This window comes from Chitinophaga sp. CCNWYY40 (assembly GCF_037483205.1).
Taxonomy (GTDB): Bacteria; Bacteroidota; Bacteroidia; order Chitinophagales; family Chitinophagaceae; genus Chitinophaga; species Chitinophaga ginsengisegetis.
In genome coordinates this window covers 1,094,169-1,110,338 of the sequence record NZ_JBBHLF010000002.1, presented here as the reverse complement: position 1 = coordinate 1,110,338, position 16,170 = coordinate 1,094,169, and the positions used below count along the sequence as shown (strand labels likewise).

Below are 16,170 nucleotides of genomic sequence, written 5' to 3'. Positions count from 1 at the left end.
TTTTCTGTCAGGGTAGAATTTTTAATGTCAGCTGTTTCACCTGGCTCTTACTGTCTTCCAGGCTGTTATTAGTAGCAACAAAGGTCACCTGGTACGTACCTGCTTTTTTGAAAGCATATTTGTAGGTGGCCGATTTCAGTGCTACTTCATTCTGCACTACCACACCTACATCAGGTTTGGTAGTTTTTAAGTCGATAGACGAAGTAATGAGCCAGTCGTCGTTATCATCATTATCAATATTAGTACCGGGATTGAACGTAACCGGGTAGCCGTTCCTGATAGGAATGCCATTACTGTTCCGTACGCTGTCGGCCGCAGAAACGCCCCAGGTGCCTACATTCCAGGCGTTGAAGCCTACGTAGTTGTTTTCAGCGGTTCCCGGTTCGTTGTTGTTAAGCAGGCTGGCCTGTACCCAGCCGGTGTTGGCAAAATTTGTAAACAATGGCGTGCTGGTGCTGTCGGGTAAGAAATTATAGAGGGAAAAGCTTTGTATCACCCATTTTCTTTGCGGCATTACGCCGGTTTTTTTATTCAGCACACGGAAGGCGATGTTTACTTTATCTGCCTTATTGAAATCTGATATATCGATAGAGTCGGAGGTGGTAAAGCTGGTGGCCAGCGACTTGGGCCATTTGCTGTTGCGGCTGGTGATATTTGTCCAGTTGGCTTTGCTGATATGTTCCGCATCATAGCCTTCCAGGTTGGTGGAAATCAGCAGCTGCAGGGAATCCGGGCAGGGCTTTGGCGGCACCGGGCCTTGCTGCATGGATGTTTGGAATACGAGGCGTTCCACACCGGGCATCGACTTCCGGTTACGGTTTTCATATGCTTTACCGGCTTCGCCGGAGAAGAAAACAATAGCGCCGGCGTTACCGGACAGATAAAATGTAATGGTGTCGCCTGCCTTGTAGGCCAGCTGATCGGTGTTCACGTTGAACTCCGGCATGGTTGCTTCGTTTCTGCGGCAGCCGGTAAACATAACAGCAGCGAGGATGTAATATATAATGGATCTCATACTATTTTGTTTAATCAGTTTTTTTTATTGCCATCCGGGGTTTTGTGTTAATACCTGGTCCAGTACTATTTCACCGCCGGGGATCGGCAGTAGTGAATACTTTTGAGGATCCACCAGGAAATTGGTAGCAGCCACGCCTGCGGGCGTATCGTAGTTGGTGGGCGCGTAGTTGTCGTTGTTGGTAAGCACCTGTTGCATGGCCTGCGTCATCCTGCCCCAGCGTATCAGGTCCTGCCGGCGTATGCCTTCAAAACAAAGTTCACGGGAGCGTTCATCCATGATATCCTGCATGGTGAGCGTGGTGGCATCAAAGCCCGGCACAGGTGTGTTGGGCGGGTAGCCGTAAGCGCGTCGTCTCACCTGGTTATAATATTCCAGCGCCGTAGCGCCTGCGCTGCCATTGGCTTTCAGCTCCGCTTCAGCTGCCATCAATAGTACATCTGCATAACGCACGATGGGGAAGTTGCAGGAAGTATTATTCTGCAGGCGGCTTGGCGGCAGGTTAATTTCATATTCCCTTCTCCATTTACCTACACAGCGGTCGTATGTTGTCGGATAACCCACTCCGCCGGATATTACATTGATAGCGGTGAGTTTGCCGCCGCTCACGGTGGCGGTAGCTACGGCTTCATTGGGCGCAGTAACAGATGGGTTGGTAGAAGAGTTAGTGCCGTAAGAAGTAAAGCTGATAGTTGGCGCCGAAGTGTAGCCACTGCCGGGATTGTCTATCACCACAGATGTGATGGCGCCCTGTGCATTCGTATAGGCGGTGGCGGTAGCGCCGGTACCATCGCCGCTGATGTTTACGGTGAGTGTGTAATACCGGGTAGTGGCGGCGCTTTTATACACATAAGGCGCAACGGCCCAATCCCTTCGCTGATCGCCGGGGCCATACAGGTTGTATAAGCCCGGATGCACCCGGTAGGTGCCGGGCGAATAACCATTCACGCCTGTAATGCCTGCATCGGGGCAATACACGCCCATTACAGCGCCCAGTTGTTGCGTAACCAGGTAGCCGGTGCCTGCATAGTTGCCGGTAACATTTGATTTGGATAAGAATGCGGCATCCCAGATACTTTCCGAGGTGCCGTTATCATTCATATTATTCTGCATCTTGTTAATGAAAAGGCGGGCATATGCCGGGGTAGTGGGATAAAGCGGATGCGGTGAACTAATTAAACTGTGCGTATTTGAGTTGATCAGCTTTTGCGCCCAGAACAGGGCGTCTTTATAACGCGCTACATCATTCAGGGGGTTGCCGGCCATTTTGAGGTACACCCTTGCAAGAATGGCTTCCACGGCAGATTGTGTAACAATGCTAGGCGTGTTTACCTGTGCCATTTTGGGCACGAGGCTATCGGCTGCTATCATTTCTTTCACAATAAAATCATAAATATCTTTTGATGGCGTACGGGGGAGATTATAATTGGTACCCAGGTCTGTGGCCAGCATTGTTTTAAGCGGCACATCCCCGAAGTGCGTCACCAGCAGGTAGAAATAATAAGCCCTCAGGAAGCGGGCCTGTCCTTTAATCTGCGAACGTTTTGTTTCATCCATCTGTGGTTTGTCGGCCACATCGAGGATTACGTTGGCATCTTCAATACCCTTGTATAGATTCCGCCATAGCAGCAGTACATTCTGTTCGGTATTACTGATATGATAAAACTCCGTGAGCGTAACGGTGTAACTGGCGTTGCTGCGGAAGCTCTCATCGGCGCCGGCGTTAATATAACCCCATAGGCCAAAGCCATATACGGGATCCTGCTGGAGGATATTATACATCCCTGCTACCTGTTCATCCAGCTGCGCTTCGGTGGTAAACGTGATAGGGCGGAAGGTGGGCGGATCGAGACTTACATCCATTTTACAGGAAGCTGCGAGTATGCATATGAGTGGAAGTAGTAATTGCTGCAAGTTTTTCATAACAACATTTTAAACATGGAATCAGAAAGTAGCGGTAATACCAAAACTGAGTGTAAATGCGCGTGGATAAGCCGTATAATCGAGTCCACCGGATAAGGCGGAGTAACTGCTGCTTGGTTGCAGGAACGTATAGCCGGTACCGCTGGTGGCGGTAACGCCGGGAGTGTTTCCCGGTGCATTGGCAGGGTTTTGCACCCTGAAAGACGATACCTCCGGATCAATGCCGGAGTATTTGGTGATGGTGAAAATATTCTGCGCTGCCACATATGCCCTCAATCCTTTGAAGCCTGCGCGCCGGATCAGTTCCTGTGGCAGGTCGTATCCCAGCGAAATAGTTTTGAGCCGCAGGAAGGAGCCATCTTCTATGTAGCGGGAGGTTACCTTCGGCGTAGAGCTGCCGGCATCGCCCCTGTTGTTGGCCATGGCCCTGGGCACGTCGTTGGTAGGATTGGTTGGTGTCCACCGGTTGGCGTATTCTGCAAACTGGTTGCCATTCGGGAAATAGCTGCCGGTGGAAGCAAAGGCCATCCTGTTTGCATTCAGTATTTCATTGCCATAACTCCATTGCAGGAAAATATTCAGGTAGAAATTTTTGTAGTTAAAATTATTGGAGAACCCACCGGTATGAATAGGGAGCGGACTACCCAGTGTTGTTTGATCGTTGGCGTCCACTACGCCGTCGCCGTTGATATCTTTGTATTTGGGATCGCCGGGCTGAATATTAGGGGAATAGCCGGGTACGCCGTTTTTCAGGATATAGGCGCCATTGCCTTGTTTCACAAAATCATCGTACTGGTACACACCGGCCCATTTGTAGCCGTAGAACTGGGAGATGGGCGCATCTACTTTGGCAATCCAGCCGGTGGTGCTGTTGCCACCAGGAAGATCGTAACGTGTTTGCATTACTTCAAAGCCATCATAAAATTTAACGATCTTTCCTTTATTAAAACTGATATTGAAACTACTGCTCCAGTTGAAGTCTTTTCCTTTGATATTTATGGTGTTGATGGTGAGTTCAAAACCTTTATTGCTGATTTCCCCGGTGTTCTGGTATTGGGTATTGAAAGAAGTGATACTATAACCAGCGAAGTAAGGAATTTGCACCAGCAGCAGGAAGTTTTTTGTTTTCCGGTTGTAATAATCAGCATCTATAGAGATGCGGTCGTTGAAGAAGCTGAGGTTGAGCCCAAGATCCAGTTCTGTAGTGGTTTCCCAGGTGAGGTTGGCGTTACCGTTTCCAAAAGGTACGGTACCTCTCGTATAGGAGTTGTTGAACGGATAGCCAAACTGTGTGCCGCCGGCCAGGGTGGCCAGGTAGCTGAAGTCGCCCACTTTGTTGTTGCCCACGCTGCCGTAACTGGCCCGGAACTTACCATCATTCAGGATCGACCGTAAGCCCGCTGCAAAAGATTCTTCCGTAAATCTCCAGGCAAAAGCGCCGGAGGGAAAGTACCCCCATTGCTTGCCGGCCGCAAATTTTGAAGAGCCATCGGACCGTGCAGTGGCGGTGAACAGGTATTTATCTTCATAGGCATAATTCAGGCGGCCTAAGAAAGAGAACAGTTGCCAGCGCGAACCGCCTGCATTGGGTGAGGCGGCGGTGCCGCCGCCAATGCTTTTTATGCCCAGGTATTCGGTCGACTGTGGCACATTGATGGATCTGAAACCGGTATAGTTGTTTGTGGCGTATTGATAAGTGAAACCTGCCAGCGCATCAATCACATGTTTTTTCCCGATAGTGGTTTTATAGTTCAGGATATTTTCACTGAGATAATTACTGTTCAGCTGATTGTTGATAGTACCGTTAATCCCGTTCACATTAGGTATTGCACCTGCTTTGTTCTTAAATAAATTACCCTGTTGGGTTTGCGAATTATAGAAGGTTTCAGACTTCAGGTTGGTGGCGTTATAGCCGCCGGAGATTTTCAACCTGAACTTCTTCAGGAAAGTATATTCGATAAAGGCATTAATAGTACCGGTGTTGTTGATGTTTTTCCGGTATTCGTTCTGCGCCTGCAGCAATGGGTTTACCAGGTTGTTTCCCAGGGTGGCAGTGGAAGTGCCGTTGTTGAAGTCTTCCAGCGCGAGGCTGTCGATCACCTCATTGAGCAGATCCTGGTTACCCACACCGGAAACGGGCCGGTATTGCCACATACCCTGTACTACGCCGCCACTGGCAGCTGCGGCGGGTATGGTGCCATAGGAAGAAGAATTGGAATACCCGGCGGTGATGCCCATCCGGAGGTTTTTATTCAGCCGTTGATCGAGCGTGAATTTGCCGTCATATCTTTTCAGGCCGGTGTTGATGATAATTCCTTTCTGATCGTAGTAGGAGCCGCTGATGGAGTACCGCGTATCTGCCGTACCGGCGCTGATATTCAGGGAGTGGCTTTGTGTAAGCCCGGTTCGCACCAGCAGGTCCTGCCAGTCGTACCCTGGGTTGTTCTTGTAGGAGTCCAGCGTAATGCCATGCGCCGGATCGAGGTAGATGCGTGCATTGGTATTAACGGGTGTGCCGGGGGTACTTGCTATGCTGTCCAGTTCGAGCTGCAGTTTTACAAATTCGTAGGGACTGAGCATTTCCATTTTCTTTGTGATTTGCTGCATGCCCAGTGCATAGCTGTAGGTAACTCTTGGCGGGCCGGGTTTTCCTCTTTTTGTATTGATGATGATAACGCCGTTGGCGCCTCTTGCACCGTAAATGGCGATAGAAGACGCATCTTTCAATACTTCCAGGGAGGCGATATCATTGGGGTTGATGGAGTTGATATCCATGTTTTCAATGGGGAAGCCATCTATTACAAACAGGGGAGAACCATCCTGGCTCACGGAGCTTCCTCTTACCACAATTTTGGAGGCCGCGCCGGGCTGTCCGTCGTTGGAGCTTACTTCCACGCCGGCAATGCGCCCGGCCAGAGCCTGGTCGAAAGAGGCTACGGGGGCTTTCTGCATGTCTTCCACATTGGCCTTGCCTACGGATCCGGTGAGGTCCCTGCGGGTGGTGGTGCCATAGCCGATCACAATTACTTCATTGAGGCCGCTATTGGAGGGCTTTAGTTTTATATCCTGGAAGCGCAGGTCGTTAACCGGTACTTCCAGCGGTTCATACCCGATAAAGCCGATCTGTAAAATGCCGGAGGGTTCCGGCAGGGCGATGGAGAAATTGCCGTTGGCATCTGTAAGCGCCGCTGCGGTAGTGTTTTTAATCCGCACCGACGCCCTGGCTAAGGGCTGGCCGGTATCGTCTGTAACCCGGCCCTGCAGCTTTTCCTGTTTAGGAGAAGGCGAAGCGGCATTATCTTTCTTCTTCAGAATAATATAAGTATCGTTAAATGTCCACTCGATATTTTTATCTTTCAATATCGTATTAAGTACGGCTGGTAAATCGCTTCTGTTGAAGTCCACTCTCATTTTTTCCTTATCGTTCAGGATAAGGTTGTTGTAAAAAACGGTGTAACCCGTTTGCTGCCGGATGGCTTTGAAGATGTCTGCCAGGCTGATGGCGGCATTCCCGCTTTTCAGGGTTACCTGTTTCTGCCCCTGCGCAAAAACAACCGGCTGGTTAAGCCAAAAGAAGAGCAGCAGTCCTTGCAGGAAAGGACTCCATTTGGGTGGAATTAGCTTCATAACGTAGCATTTGATATCTATTAGAGACGTGATTTTATTTAAAACGGGTGAAGGGGGTACCAGGAATCCTTCGGGCCTTCATTTTTCTATCAGAAAATACGAAAAAATGTAAACGCATATCTGCTATATTTGCACACTGTAACAGGTAAGCACCACTATGAAAACATTTCCTGAACTGTATACCAACAGGTTAAAACTGCGAAAAGTAGCCACAGATGACCTGAACGCCTTAGTCAGGTATGCCAATAACAAGAAGATCTCCGAAAATATATTGAATATCACGTATCCCTATAAAGAGGGAGATGCGGCGTTTTGGATAGATCTTGCGATAAAAGCCTATGCGAGCGGAGAACGGGTGGTTTTTGCTATTAATTTAAAAGAACTCAGCGAGTTTATTGGTGCAATAGGATTGCGTATCGATACCCGGCATAACCATGCCGAATTAGGCTACTGGATCGGGGAGCCGTTCTGGGGCAAAGGACTGATGACGGAAGCGGTGAAAGAAGTGCTGAAATTTGGATTCGGAACCCTGCATCTCCATAAAATTTTTGCTACTGTTTTTACAGATAACCGTGCATCGGAAAGGACTTTAATCAATAACGGCCTGGTAAAAGAAGGGGAGCTGGTAGACCAGTATAAAGTAGATGATGTTTATAAAACCGTTTATCAATACCGGTTAACGAAACAGGAATATGAGAAAGCGACCTCACCCATATGAAGGGGGGATAGTGCATGGATAGTGCATGGATAGTGCATTAATAGTGCATGAGGAGTGCATGGGAACAGTATAGATAGTGCATGGATAGTCCATGGGGTATCCAGGTCCGACGTATCGCCGAGGCATCCGGGAAGTATCGGGTATATCTTATGTGCGCAATTATTGAAAATGCTCACTTTAGAAACTTTATGTATCTTTATTTCAGGACAGATAAGCGACCATACAGGCAAACCTGAATTAACAATACATGACTAATATCCCCATTGACTATTTACAAATAGTATTACAAGAGAACATTCCTTTAAGTGATGAAGAGATAGCACACATTGATAAGCAACGGAGAGAATTTTTTAAGAATACAACAGGTATTTTGATGGGCGGTACACTTTTGATAATGGCGATTGCTTATTATTTTATACAAAACGAATTAATCAATTTCCGATACTATGTGTTGTTTGTTTTTGCAGGATTTGCCATGTTCAGCTTCTTCTATTTAATTGTCTGGTTAACATTCAGAAATTTCAAAAAGAATTGGGAGAAAGATATCAGACATGGGAAAAACAAACTGTCAAGCGTAATTATCAGCCGTCACAAAACAGAAAATGACGAATATATGCTCACTTTTGCAGGACGGCATAAAGGTGAGAAATTCAGAATTCCGGTTAAGAAAGCTGATTATTATCGTTACGAAACAGGAGCTAAAGTGCGTGTTACCTATTTAAAGTATAGTAAGGAAGCACTTGAACTTAGTAATCTTTAACCTCCCAACCATTGGTATACTTCTTTTAATAATTGCCGCTCTACCCATTGCCGCATTTCGCCATCACTGGATACCTGGTCGGAGGGAATACTTTTGGAATGCCAGCCTATCTTTGAGCCTTCCCTAACAGCCATGCCGGGATAGCACTGTAAGGGAATATACATGACCGCATTCCCGTCTGACCGGAGCTTTAATTTTTGCTGGATTTCGGATTGCAGCAGCATGCCTTGTGCCGGGAAGTTGGTTCTGCCCGTAGGGAATCCATGCCCGACAGTAACGAGGATCGTTTTAGCGGATTTGTCAATAAATGGCTGAACATTGGAAAAATCCCCTGCATATGGTATCCAGTTATTTTGAATATAGGGATTTTCCCGTCGGATCAAAAGGTTATCAGCGGGACGGAATACCTGTACATGCGCTCCCAGGGCGCCTAATATTTTAACGATGTCGTTTATTTGTTTAGCATGTATGCTTTCTTGTTCCACGGCCTGTTGTACCCCGCTTTCTTTGACGTTTCCCTTGTGAAAGTTGTTAATCAGGTCATCCTGATCAAATTTTACTTTACTAAACACGGTCTTTGACCATCCCTCTGCACCTCCCTGATCAACACCGGGGTCGGAATGGCCTGTTGCGGCGTTTTTGATGGCTGTTATCTGAAAGTCTGTTAGCTGAGTACCTGCCCAAAGTACCACCGCTTTAAAATCAGTGGTGATGGGTTTTTCAATGACAAATTTTTCCCCTTCATCCTTCAATTCCGCTTTACTGCTTTCTTTCTCTTTTTCTACGGGTTCCTGGTAATCATCAAAGTCCTGCTCTTCTTCTTGCCAGTCCTCGTTTTCTTCACCTTCTTCGCCCCAGTCTTCCTCTTCCTCCTCGTCAGAGCTGTTATGCTTTTCTTTCTCTTCTTCTATCGTAGCCTCTCCCAATAGTACGTTAGTGATTTCCATTTGATCATAATCCCTTCCTGATTCGATCATCTTCTTAAATTTCTTGTATTCTTCAGAACGTTCATTATTTAATCCTTCAAACATTTCAGCCAGGTCTTTGAGCAGGTCCTTCACTTTTTTATCCTCCATACTCCGGGAGCCGTCATACACACGTTGAACTACCTGTTGTGCTGGAAATTGGGTGGGTACTGCCGGCAGGGATATGCCGCCTGATCCGGCGAGGTTTCCGGCAACAGAACGCCCTTGAGATTGATTGGAGGATGATTTGCTATTTGCTTGTTTCATAGCAGATGGTTTACTTTTGAGGGATACTTCATTAAGGTAAGAAAAAGTTTTCAAATCCGGCGGCGTTTGCCAATATTGATATTACATGTGAAATACATTGAACTTATGGCCATCAGGATCAGCAAACACGAAACCATAATAACCCTTTCCAAACTCTTCCGGCCTGGAAACAATTGTTCCGCCGGCCTGCTGTACTTCTTTCTCCCAATTATTAACCTCTTCCTTAGTATCAGCAGAAAGAGTAAATATAATTTCATTCCCTGCTTTGGTATCAATGATTGGTCCCATCATGGCGGGTTCAAGTACATCCTTCAAAAAGAAATGGATGATAAAGTTTTCTTCACCAAAGAAGAAGCTGGTCAGTTGCTCCGACGCTCCGTTTGATTTAAATCCAAGTTGTTTATAGAATGTAGTGGTTCGTTCCAAATCCTGAACACCGAAATTGGCCCAGATCTTTTTTGTTTTCATAACTAACAGTTTTATGTTTAATAGCTTTTCTTTTTGATGGTGCCGTATTTGTAAAAAGGTAGCATCCTTTTGGAATGCTCATCAGCGTCTCAAAAATAGTCCATAAACTTATTAAACAGGGTGGCAATTTGTGAAATCTTACGGGGGTGTTTCTGCCATTTTTATAGTACAAAGGCATAAAGCTTAAAGAATAAGGCATCAGGACGTGTTTCCTGGATGGTTGTTACAATTGTTACGGGTGATTAGTTGTTTTCAAAAGGGTTTTATAACTTAAAGCAAACATTTCCTTATATGCACAAATGGTTGCTGTTACTGATATTGACTCCTGTACTTGCTTTTTCGCAGGAAGACCATAAACTTGAAAAGGGGTTGAAAGATCTTATCACCGGGTTTCATGGCGATGTGGGGATCTATGTGAAGAACCTGAGAACCGGCAGGTATGCAGCTATCAATGCCGACACTATTTTCCCTACGGCCAGCATTGTGAAAATTCCTATTCTCGTGGGCGTGTTTGATAAAATTGAGAAAGGCGAGCTGAAGTATCATCAGCCGTTGATTTACCGGGATTCTATTAAATATGGCGGATCGGGGCTGATGCAGTTCTTTAAGGACAGCACCGCTACAGAATTGAGTGTATTGCTGGCGCTGATGATGTCTTACAGCGATAATACTGCGTCCATCTGGAACCAGTCGCTGGCAGGAGGGGGGCAGCGTATTAATGAGCTGATGGAGCAGTATGGGCTTGCGGTTACGCGGGTGAATTCCCGCACTCCCGGGCGCGCGGAAATCTGGAAGGTATACGGCTGGGGCATGACTACCCCCCGCGAAATGGCTACCCTGCTGGTGAAGATCCGTAATGGGGAGGTGATCAGCAAGGCCGCTTCCGAAAGAATGTACCGGTTAATGACCCACGGTTATTACGATGAAACGGGCCTGTCGGCTATTCCGCCGTATGTACAGGCCGCCCATAAAACCGGTTCTCTGGATGCGTCCAGGTCTGAAGTGATACTGGTAAACGAACCACGCGGGGAATATGTTTTTTACGTGGGTACCAAAAATAATAAAGATCAACGGTGGACAGATGATAACGAAGCGCAGGTGCTGATTAAAAACGTTGCTGCTTACCTGTGGAAATATTTCAAACACTAAAATTTTAGAGAGAAGGATGGTAGTTTCGATAAAATACCTATTTTTGTAGTGATTAATACAAAATTGCTATTGTATGAGAGGACGACCGGCCATATATGATGACAAGGACGTGCTGACGAAGGCGCAGAAAGTGTTTTGGACAAAAGGATATACCGCTACTTCCTTAGAAGATATACTCACCGCGATGGGTATGGGCAGCGGAAGTTTTTATAATGCTTTTAAGGGTGGAAAGAAGGAACTGTTCCGGAAAGCCATTCAGCAGCGCCGGGAGGCATTCAGGGAGTTTGAAACCGCGCTTAACCAAAGTGATGCCCCCATGGAGCTGATCAGGGATTTCTTTCGCAGTATGGCCCGGGCCGACCGGGAAACGCACCTGCAGGGCTGTATAATCGTTAATACCGTGGTGGAAATGGCCTCTCTTGATAAAGAGCTTGAAGAAGAAGCCGTAACTATCCTCAAAGAAGTAGAGCAGCTTTACACCAAAGCCATCCGCCGTGCGCAGAAAAACGGCACCATGCAAAATCAAACCGACCCGGTGATCCTGGGCCGTTACCTGGTTACACTCTGGAACGGGTTAAACGTTACCAGGCGTATGTATCCTGATAATAAAATACTCCTTAAACAAATTGAAATGCAGCTGGAAATCCTCCGCTGATTTTTTTTACTGATTTTTGTAATGATCAACACAAAATATAATTTCTTCGCCATTAAAATAACAACACACGCATGGATTTACAGTTAACATCAAAAACAGCTTTTGTCAGCGGATCAACACAGGGCATTGGCTTTGCCATTGCCAGATTATTATTGCAGGAAGGAGCGGCAGTGGTTATCAACGGAAGAACACCGGAGAAGGTGGCTATAGCAGTGGAAAAGCTGAAGAAAGAAATACCGGCAGCAAAAGTTTCCGGTATAGCAGCTGACTTTGGCAGCGAAGCGGAAGTGAACAGGTTATTGGACGCGCTTCCGGATATCGATATTTTAATAAACAATGTTGGCATATTTGAACTGAAAGAATTTGCGGATATCCGGGATGAAGACTGGCTGAGAATTTTTGAGATCAATGTATTGAGTGGTATCCGCTTGTCGAGGCGATTGTTACCCAAAATGCTGGAGAAGAACCAGGGCAGAATTGTTTTCATCAGCAGTGAATCCGGTATCCATGTTCCGGGAAATATGATCCATTACGGCACCACTAAAACAGCCATGCTGGCTATGAGCCGTGGTCTTGCTGAGCTGACTAAAAATACCGGGGTTACGGTAAATACTATCCTCGGAGGTCCCACTTACTCCGAAGGCGTGGCTGGTACAGTAGAACAAATTGCGGGCGCGCAAAACTGCAGCGTGGAGCAGGTGAAGGCCGGTCTTGTTAAAACACTGATTCCAAACTCACTATTGCAACGGTTTATTGATCCGTCCGAAATCGCCAGCCTGGTGGCTTATCTTGCCAGTCCTTTGTCGGTAGCTACAAACGGGGCGGCGCTTCGCGCAGATGGAGGGGTGCTCAATACTATCGTATAAACAACGAAGCCCGGCGGGTTTTATAAGGCCGTAAATCCCAACTGCAATACTTCTTCCAAAAACGGCACCTGTTTTTCATTAATCAGCTTTACGGCTTCCTGCGAGGTAAACCAACCGGCCTTATCTATTTCGGGATAGGTTTTGTGTTTCCCACTTTTAGGCGGCCACTCTATTTCAAATGTATTGCTTACTATTTTCGCAGGATCGGGGTTGCCGAAGGCGGCCCAGCAATGTACCTGCTTGCCACCCTTTTGTGTAATGGAGGTAAGCCGGGTGAAAGGAGGAGCCGGCTTATAACCGGTTTCTTCTTCAAACTCCCTGACCGCAGTATTTAGCGGATCTTCTCCAGGCATAATTTCTCCTTTGGGAACCGTCCACCAGCCGGCGTCTTTCTTCGCAAAAAAAGGTCCGCCCGGATGTACCAGGAAAAACTCAGGCCCGTTGTCCGCAGAACGAAGAAGCAAAATACCGGCGCTTTGTTTCATATGGGGAAGAATTTATACAGTGAACTTATGGATCAAACTTACAACAATCCCCATACCAGACCGTAAAAAAAATGACCGGAAAAACGCGCTGGTGTTGTTTTTAATTGTTAAATTGACAGTTATACTAACCCGTCAGAAGACTCTTAAATAGATTACCACGTATGAAAAACCTGTTTATTGCGATATGCTTTATCAGCCAGATTGCCTTTGCACAAACGATTCCGGCAAAGAAAGACGTACTGTCGGCCATGCGCCTCACCAATCAGTATTTTATGCAGAAATGGCCCGATCCGGGCAAGCCTACTTTTACCAATAAAGAGCGCCCGTCGAATCTCTGGACCCGGGCCGTTTATTACGAAGGGCTGATGGCGCTGTACAACATCGACAAACAAGCCGCTTATTACGATTATGCCGTTGCCTGGGGCGAGAGCCATCAGTGGGGGCTTTGGGGCGGCACAGAGGTACGCAACGCGGACAATCAATGCTGCGGCCAAACCTATATCGATCTCTATCTCATCGACAAAAAAGAAGAGCGGATACGCGATATCAAAGCCGCTATGGATAATATGAAAGCCTCTCAGCAGGTGGACGACTGGTGGTGGATTGATGCGCTGCAAATGGCAATGCCCGTGTATACCCGGCTGGGAGTGATTTATAAAGATACCAGCTATTTTAACCGCATGTATAGCATGTACGCCTACACGAAATATAATCATGGTGGTAAAGGTCTTTATAACCCGGCGGATCACCTGTGGTGGAGAGACAAAGACTTTGTTCCTCCCTATACAGCGCCAAACGGCGAAGATTGCTACTGGAGCAGGGGCAATGGCTGGGTAGTAGCAGCGCTGGTGCGCACGCTGGACCTGCTTCCCGCCACCGATCCGCATTACGCGGAATACCTGCAGGACTACCGTGATATGTTAAAAGCGCTGGTCCCTGTTCAGCGCCCGGATGGCTTTTGGAATGTAAGTTTGCATGATGCGGATAACTATGGCGGAATGGAATTAACCGGCACCTCGCTGTTCGTATACGGAATGGCCTGGGGCATTAATCACAGGCTGATCGATAAGAAAACCTATCTGCCCATTGTCCGGAAAGCATGGAATGTCCTCCTGGAAAATTGTATCGATAAAGATGGACGATTGGGTTATGTGCAGGGCACCGGTAAGGAACCTAAGGATGGTCAGCCTGTTACCTTTGATAAAGTCCCGGACTTTGAAGATTATGGATTGGGCTGTTTCCTGCTGGCAGGCAGCGAGGTTTACAAACTGTAATTACCGGTGAAAAGTTTTTTCCAGGCTCCTGCCTTTCTTTAACCGGAAGTGCAGGAATAATAAAGCAATAGCCACCAACAGCACGCATAAACAAACAATGAGGCTCCATTCCAGGCGGATCGTCCTGGTGTGGTAAAACGACAGTATGCCTTCAATAGCTACGCATAATACCGCGCTGCCAATAAACGCATAGGCAATAAGATTTACCCCTTTGGAAATTGTATGCCGGGTGATGCTTAGGAAAATGGCGGTGATAAGACTGGCTACCAGTAATACAGGAATCGCTATGGTGACGGCCCAGCTGAGGCCACCGGTAAACGTATCCAGCAGTAACAAAAGCACTGCTGAAGTGATAAATCCTCCCAGCATACGGGTTGCGCTGCTGCCAGACCAGAAGGCAAAGAAAGAAACATAGCAGAAAATAGTAAGACAAACAGCTACCGGGTATTCTGACCACGAAATTGTTTTATTTACAATAAGATTGATGAGCAACGCTGCTATAATGGAGGAAATCAGCACCAGGGATACAATTTCCCACACCAGTTTCTTTTGTTGCCTGGTGAGCGTTGCAGCCGGTTGCGTTACTACCGGCTCCGGGCTGGCGCTGTTTGTACCGGCCTCATAACCACACAACGGACATATCTGCATATCATCTTCCAGTATTACGCCACAGTTATTACAATATTTCATACAATCATGAATTTATTATTTTAACAGCTATGCCCTGATGCGTCAAAAATGTCAGAAAATATCTTTCCAGTTCTTTGGAAGTAGTGATATTACCAAAGCTTAATACGAGGTTGTCGCCAAACCCGGCAACGCCGCAATTTACTCTCAACACCTTGTTGGGTGGCGGCGCTATAAATATAAACTGCTCTATCAGGTGATTGGCAGCTGTGCCCAGGTCTATCTTCCCCAGGTTGGTGACCACACCACTGTATTGTTTTGTGCTAATAATATACAACCTGGAAAGGAACAATGATTTCAGGAAAAGCGGGATGTTTCTGACTAGCGTATTGCGTTCACCGCCTACATTGCGTGAAATCATTTTATTGATCAGCTTCTGGTCGGTTTCCAGTTGCATCTGGTGATATACTGTTTTAACGATCTCCTCAAACGTGTAATGTCCTAACCGGAGATCAATCTGTGGAAGTATATATAGGGAGAAGTTTCTCATAGTCTGTGTGGGATATAATTTACGCAGGTTCAGCGGCACTTCAATACGTAGTATCTTCCTGTTAATATTCTTTTTTAGCCGGGGTTGCTGCTCATGAATTTGTTGGAGTGCATGAAGATAAACAGCGGTGAGATATACGGTAAGGCTCACTCCCAGCGCTTTTGCCTTTTGGGAAAGCTGGGCTATGGGCATGATGGCTGTAAGCACACTGAACCTCGGTTTTCCTTTTAAAGAGAAGGGAACATGAAAGGCGCCGGGCGTTTTTATATGCGGTGCATCAATCTTTTTAAAATACCTGCTATAGGCATCTTCATACTCTTCCGGCGCCGGCTTTTCCCCGGGGTCATAAAACGCCGGTTTATCTGCAAGTGGAATACAGCATTTTTCAAAATACACCAGTAACAGTGTCTTCAGAAATTCAAATGCGCCGGTGCCATCCGTCAGGATATGAGAAAATTCAACGCTGATTTTGTTTTCCTTTACCAGTATGCGGAACATCAGTTCCCGTTTTTTGAAGGCGCGGCAGGGTGTTTGCAAATCTGCCTCTACAGGGATGGGGCCTTGCTGCTGTTCGAGGTAATACCAGAAGAAGCCTGCTTTAAGTGTTACTTTGTAGTAGGGGAAACGGTTCTCAATTTCATTAACGGCTTCCAGCATGGCCTTTGCCTTAACCCGGTCTTTTAATACAACAGCTACGCGGAAAACAGAGGTCAACTCTTTATCCTTAATAGCCGGATAAATTTTTGCTGCATTATCCAGGCGGAGCCAGAAGTCGTTTGTCTGAATATTAGGCATACCTTACCGATTGTAAAACATTATGC

The 16,170-nt window shown here is 46.7% G+C and carries 14 protein-coding genes; 6 read left to right on the top strand and 8 right to left on the bottom strand.

Going from position 1 to position 16,170, the window contains the following annotated elements; all coding sequences use genetic code 11:
• Positions 1-7: 7 nt before the first annotated feature.
• From V7S65_RS10265 to V7S65_RS10255, 3 genes are read right to left on the bottom strand one after another with little or no spacing between them, the layout of a single operon-like run.
• Positions 8-1,015 carry a DUF5017 domain-containing protein gene (locus V7S65_RS10265; RefSeq protein ID WP_336388331.1) on the bottom strand — a complete coding sequence of 336 codons (1,008 nt, stop codon included), beginning with the start codon at positions 1,013-1,015 and terminating at the stop codon, positions 8-10.
• Between the two features lie 24 nt (positions 1,016-1,039).
• Entirely contained in the window at positions 1,040-2,938 is a 1,899-nt protein-coding gene (locus tag V7S65_RS10260) for a RagB/SusD family nutrient uptake outer membrane protein (protein WP_336388332.1), read from the bottom strand.
• Positions 2,939-2,959: 21 nt separating this feature from the next.
• The gene (locus V7S65_RS10255; RefSeq protein WP_336388333.1) at positions 2,960-6,565 is read right to left on the bottom strand and encodes a SusC/RagA family TonB-linked outer membrane protein; all 3,606 of its coding nucleotides are present in this window, start codon (positions 6,563-6,565) and stop codon (positions 2,960-2,962) included.
• Between the two features lie 157 nt (positions 6,566-6,722).
• On the opposite strand from V7S65_RS10255, the gene V7S65_RS10250 reads away from it, so the two are divergent.
• Together V7S65_RS10250 and V7S65_RS10245 are read left to right on the top strand one after the other, a co-directional pair.
• Entirely contained in the window at positions 6,723-7,283 is a 561-nt protein-coding gene (locus V7S65_RS10250; protein ID WP_336388334.1) for a GNAT family N-acetyltransferase, read from the top strand.
• 247 nt (positions 7,284-7,530) lie between these two features.
• Positions 7,531-8,043 (top strand): hypothetical protein, encoded by a 513-nt coding sequence (locus V7S65_RS10245; RefSeq protein ID WP_336388335.1) that lies wholly within the window; start codon positions 7,531-7,533, stop codon positions 8,041-8,043.
• Here V7S65_RS10245 and V7S65_RS10240 read toward each other — a convergent pair.
• On the bottom strand, positions 8,040-9,275 hold the full coding sequence (locus tag V7S65_RS10240) for a hypothetical protein (RefSeq protein WP_336388336.1): 1,236 nt from the start codon (positions 9,273-9,275) through the stop codon (positions 8,040-8,042). The genes V7S65_RS10245 and V7S65_RS10240 overlap by 4 nt on opposite strands.
• 81 nt (positions 9,276-9,356) lie before the next feature.
• On the bottom strand, positions 9,357-9,743 hold the full coding sequence (locus V7S65_RS10235; RefSeq protein WP_079472210.1) for a VOC family protein: 387 nt from the start codon (positions 9,741-9,743) through the stop codon (positions 9,357-9,359).
• A gap of 291 nt (positions 9,744-10,034) precedes the next feature.
• On the opposite strand from V7S65_RS10235, the gene V7S65_RS10230 reads away from it, so the two are divergent.
• The 3 genes from V7S65_RS10230 (at position 10,035) to V7S65_RS10220 (ending at position 12,413) form a co-directional block, all read left to right on the top strand.
• Positions 10,035-10,892: a serine hydrolase gene (locus V7S65_RS10230; protein WP_336388337.1), complete on the top strand. Its 858-nt coding sequence runs from the start codon at positions 10,035-10,037 to the stop codon at positions 10,890-10,892.
• A gap of 73 nt (positions 10,893-10,965) precedes the next feature.
• Entirely contained in the window at positions 10,966-11,547 is a 582-nt protein-coding gene (locus V7S65_RS10225) for a TetR/AcrR family transcriptional regulator (protein WP_336388338.1), read from the top strand.
• A 71-nt stretch (positions 11,548-11,618) separates the two neighbouring features.
• Positions 11,619-12,413 carry an SDR family NAD(P)-dependent oxidoreductase gene (locus V7S65_RS10220; protein WP_336388339.1) on the top strand — a complete coding sequence of 265 codons (795 nt, stop codon included), beginning with the start codon at positions 11,619-11,621 and terminating at the stop codon, positions 12,411-12,413.
• A 20-nt stretch (positions 12,414-12,433) separates the two neighbouring features.
• Here the strand turns inward: V7S65_RS10220 and V7S65_RS10215 are convergent, their stop codons facing one another.
• Positions 12,434-12,898 (bottom strand): NUDIX domain-containing protein, encoded by a 465-nt coding sequence (locus V7S65_RS10215; RefSeq protein ID WP_111578402.1) that lies wholly within the window; start codon positions 12,896-12,898, stop codon positions 12,434-12,436.
• Between the two features lie 161 nt (positions 12,899-13,059).
• Between V7S65_RS10215 and V7S65_RS10210 the strand changes: the two genes are divergently transcribed.
• Positions 13,060-14,172 carry a glycoside hydrolase family 88/105 protein gene (locus V7S65_RS10210; protein ID WP_336388340.1) on the top strand — a complete coding sequence of 371 codons (1,113 nt, stop codon included), beginning with the start codon at positions 13,060-13,062 and terminating at the stop codon, positions 14,170-14,172.
• Here the strand turns inward: V7S65_RS10210 and V7S65_RS10205 are convergent, their stop codons facing one another.
• Together V7S65_RS10205 and V7S65_RS10200 are read right to left on the bottom strand one after the other, a co-directional pair.
• Positions 14,173-14,862 carry a DUF6320 domain-containing protein gene (locus tag V7S65_RS10205; RefSeq protein ID WP_336388341.1) on the bottom strand — a complete coding sequence of 230 codons (690 nt, stop codon included), beginning with the start codon at positions 14,860-14,862 and terminating at the stop codon, positions 14,173-14,175.
• Between the two features lie 4 nt (positions 14,863-14,866).
• Positions 14,867-16,144 carry a hypothetical protein gene (locus tag V7S65_RS10200; protein ID WP_111578399.1) on the bottom strand — a complete coding sequence of 426 codons (1,278 nt, stop codon included), beginning with the start codon at positions 16,142-16,144 and terminating at the stop codon, positions 14,867-14,869.
• Positions 16,145-16,170: the final 26 nt, after the last annotated feature.

Excerpts from the sequence above, each read along its gene's own strand:
- V7S65_RS10235 (WP_079472210.1), bottom strand. The coding sequence starts at position 9,743 with ATGAAAACAAAAAAGATCTGGGCCAATTTCGGTGTTCAGGATTTGGAA.
- V7S65_RS10225 (WP_336388338.1), top strand. The coding sequence starts at position 10,966 with ATGAGAGGACGACCGGCCATATATGATGACAAGGACGTGCTGACGAAG.
- V7S65_RS10265 (WP_336388331.1), bottom strand. The coding sequence starts at position 1,015 with ATGAGATCCATTATATATTACATCCTCGCTGCTGTTATGTTTACCGGC.
- V7S65_RS10240 (WP_336388336.1), bottom strand. The coding sequence starts at position 9,275 with ATGAAACAAGCAAATAGCAAATCATCCTCCAATCAATCTCAAGGGCGT.
- V7S65_RS10255 (WP_336388333.1), bottom strand. The coding sequence starts at position 6,565 with ATGAAGCTAATTCCACCCAAATGGAGTCCTTTCCTGCAAGGACTGCTG.
- V7S65_RS10230 (WP_336388337.1), top strand. The coding sequence starts at position 10,035 with ATGCACAAATGGTTGCTGTTACTGATATTGACTCCTGTACTTGCTTTT.
- V7S65_RS10260 (WP_336388332.1), bottom strand. The coding sequence starts at position 2,938 with ATGAAAAACTTGCAGCAATTACTACTTCCACTCATATGCATACTCGCA.
- V7S65_RS10200 (WP_111578399.1), bottom strand. The coding sequence starts at position 16,144 with ATGCCTAATATTCAGACAAACGACTTCTGGCTCCGCCTGGATAATGCA.
- V7S65_RS10210 (WP_336388340.1), top strand. The coding sequence starts at position 13,060 with ATGAAAAACCTGTTTATTGCGATATGCTTTATCAGCCAGATTGCCTTT.
- V7S65_RS10220 (WP_336388339.1), top strand. The coding sequence starts at position 11,619 with ATGGATTTACAGTTAACATCAAAAACAGCTTTTGTCAGCGGATCAACA.
- V7S65_RS10205 (WP_336388341.1), bottom strand. The coding sequence starts at position 14,862 with ATGAAATATTGTAATAACTGTGGCGTAATACTGGAAGATGATATGCAG.
- V7S65_RS10215 (WP_111578402.1), bottom strand. The coding sequence starts at position 12,898 with ATGAAACAAAGCGCCGGTATTTTGCTTCTTCGTTCTGCGGACAACGGG.
- V7S65_RS10250 (WP_336388334.1), top strand. The coding sequence starts at position 6,723 with ATGAAAACATTTCCTGAACTGTATACCAACAGGTTAAAACTGCGAAAA.
- V7S65_RS10245 (WP_336388335.1), top strand. The coding sequence starts at position 7,531 with ATGACTAATATCCCCATTGACTATTTACAAATAGTATTACAAGAGAAC.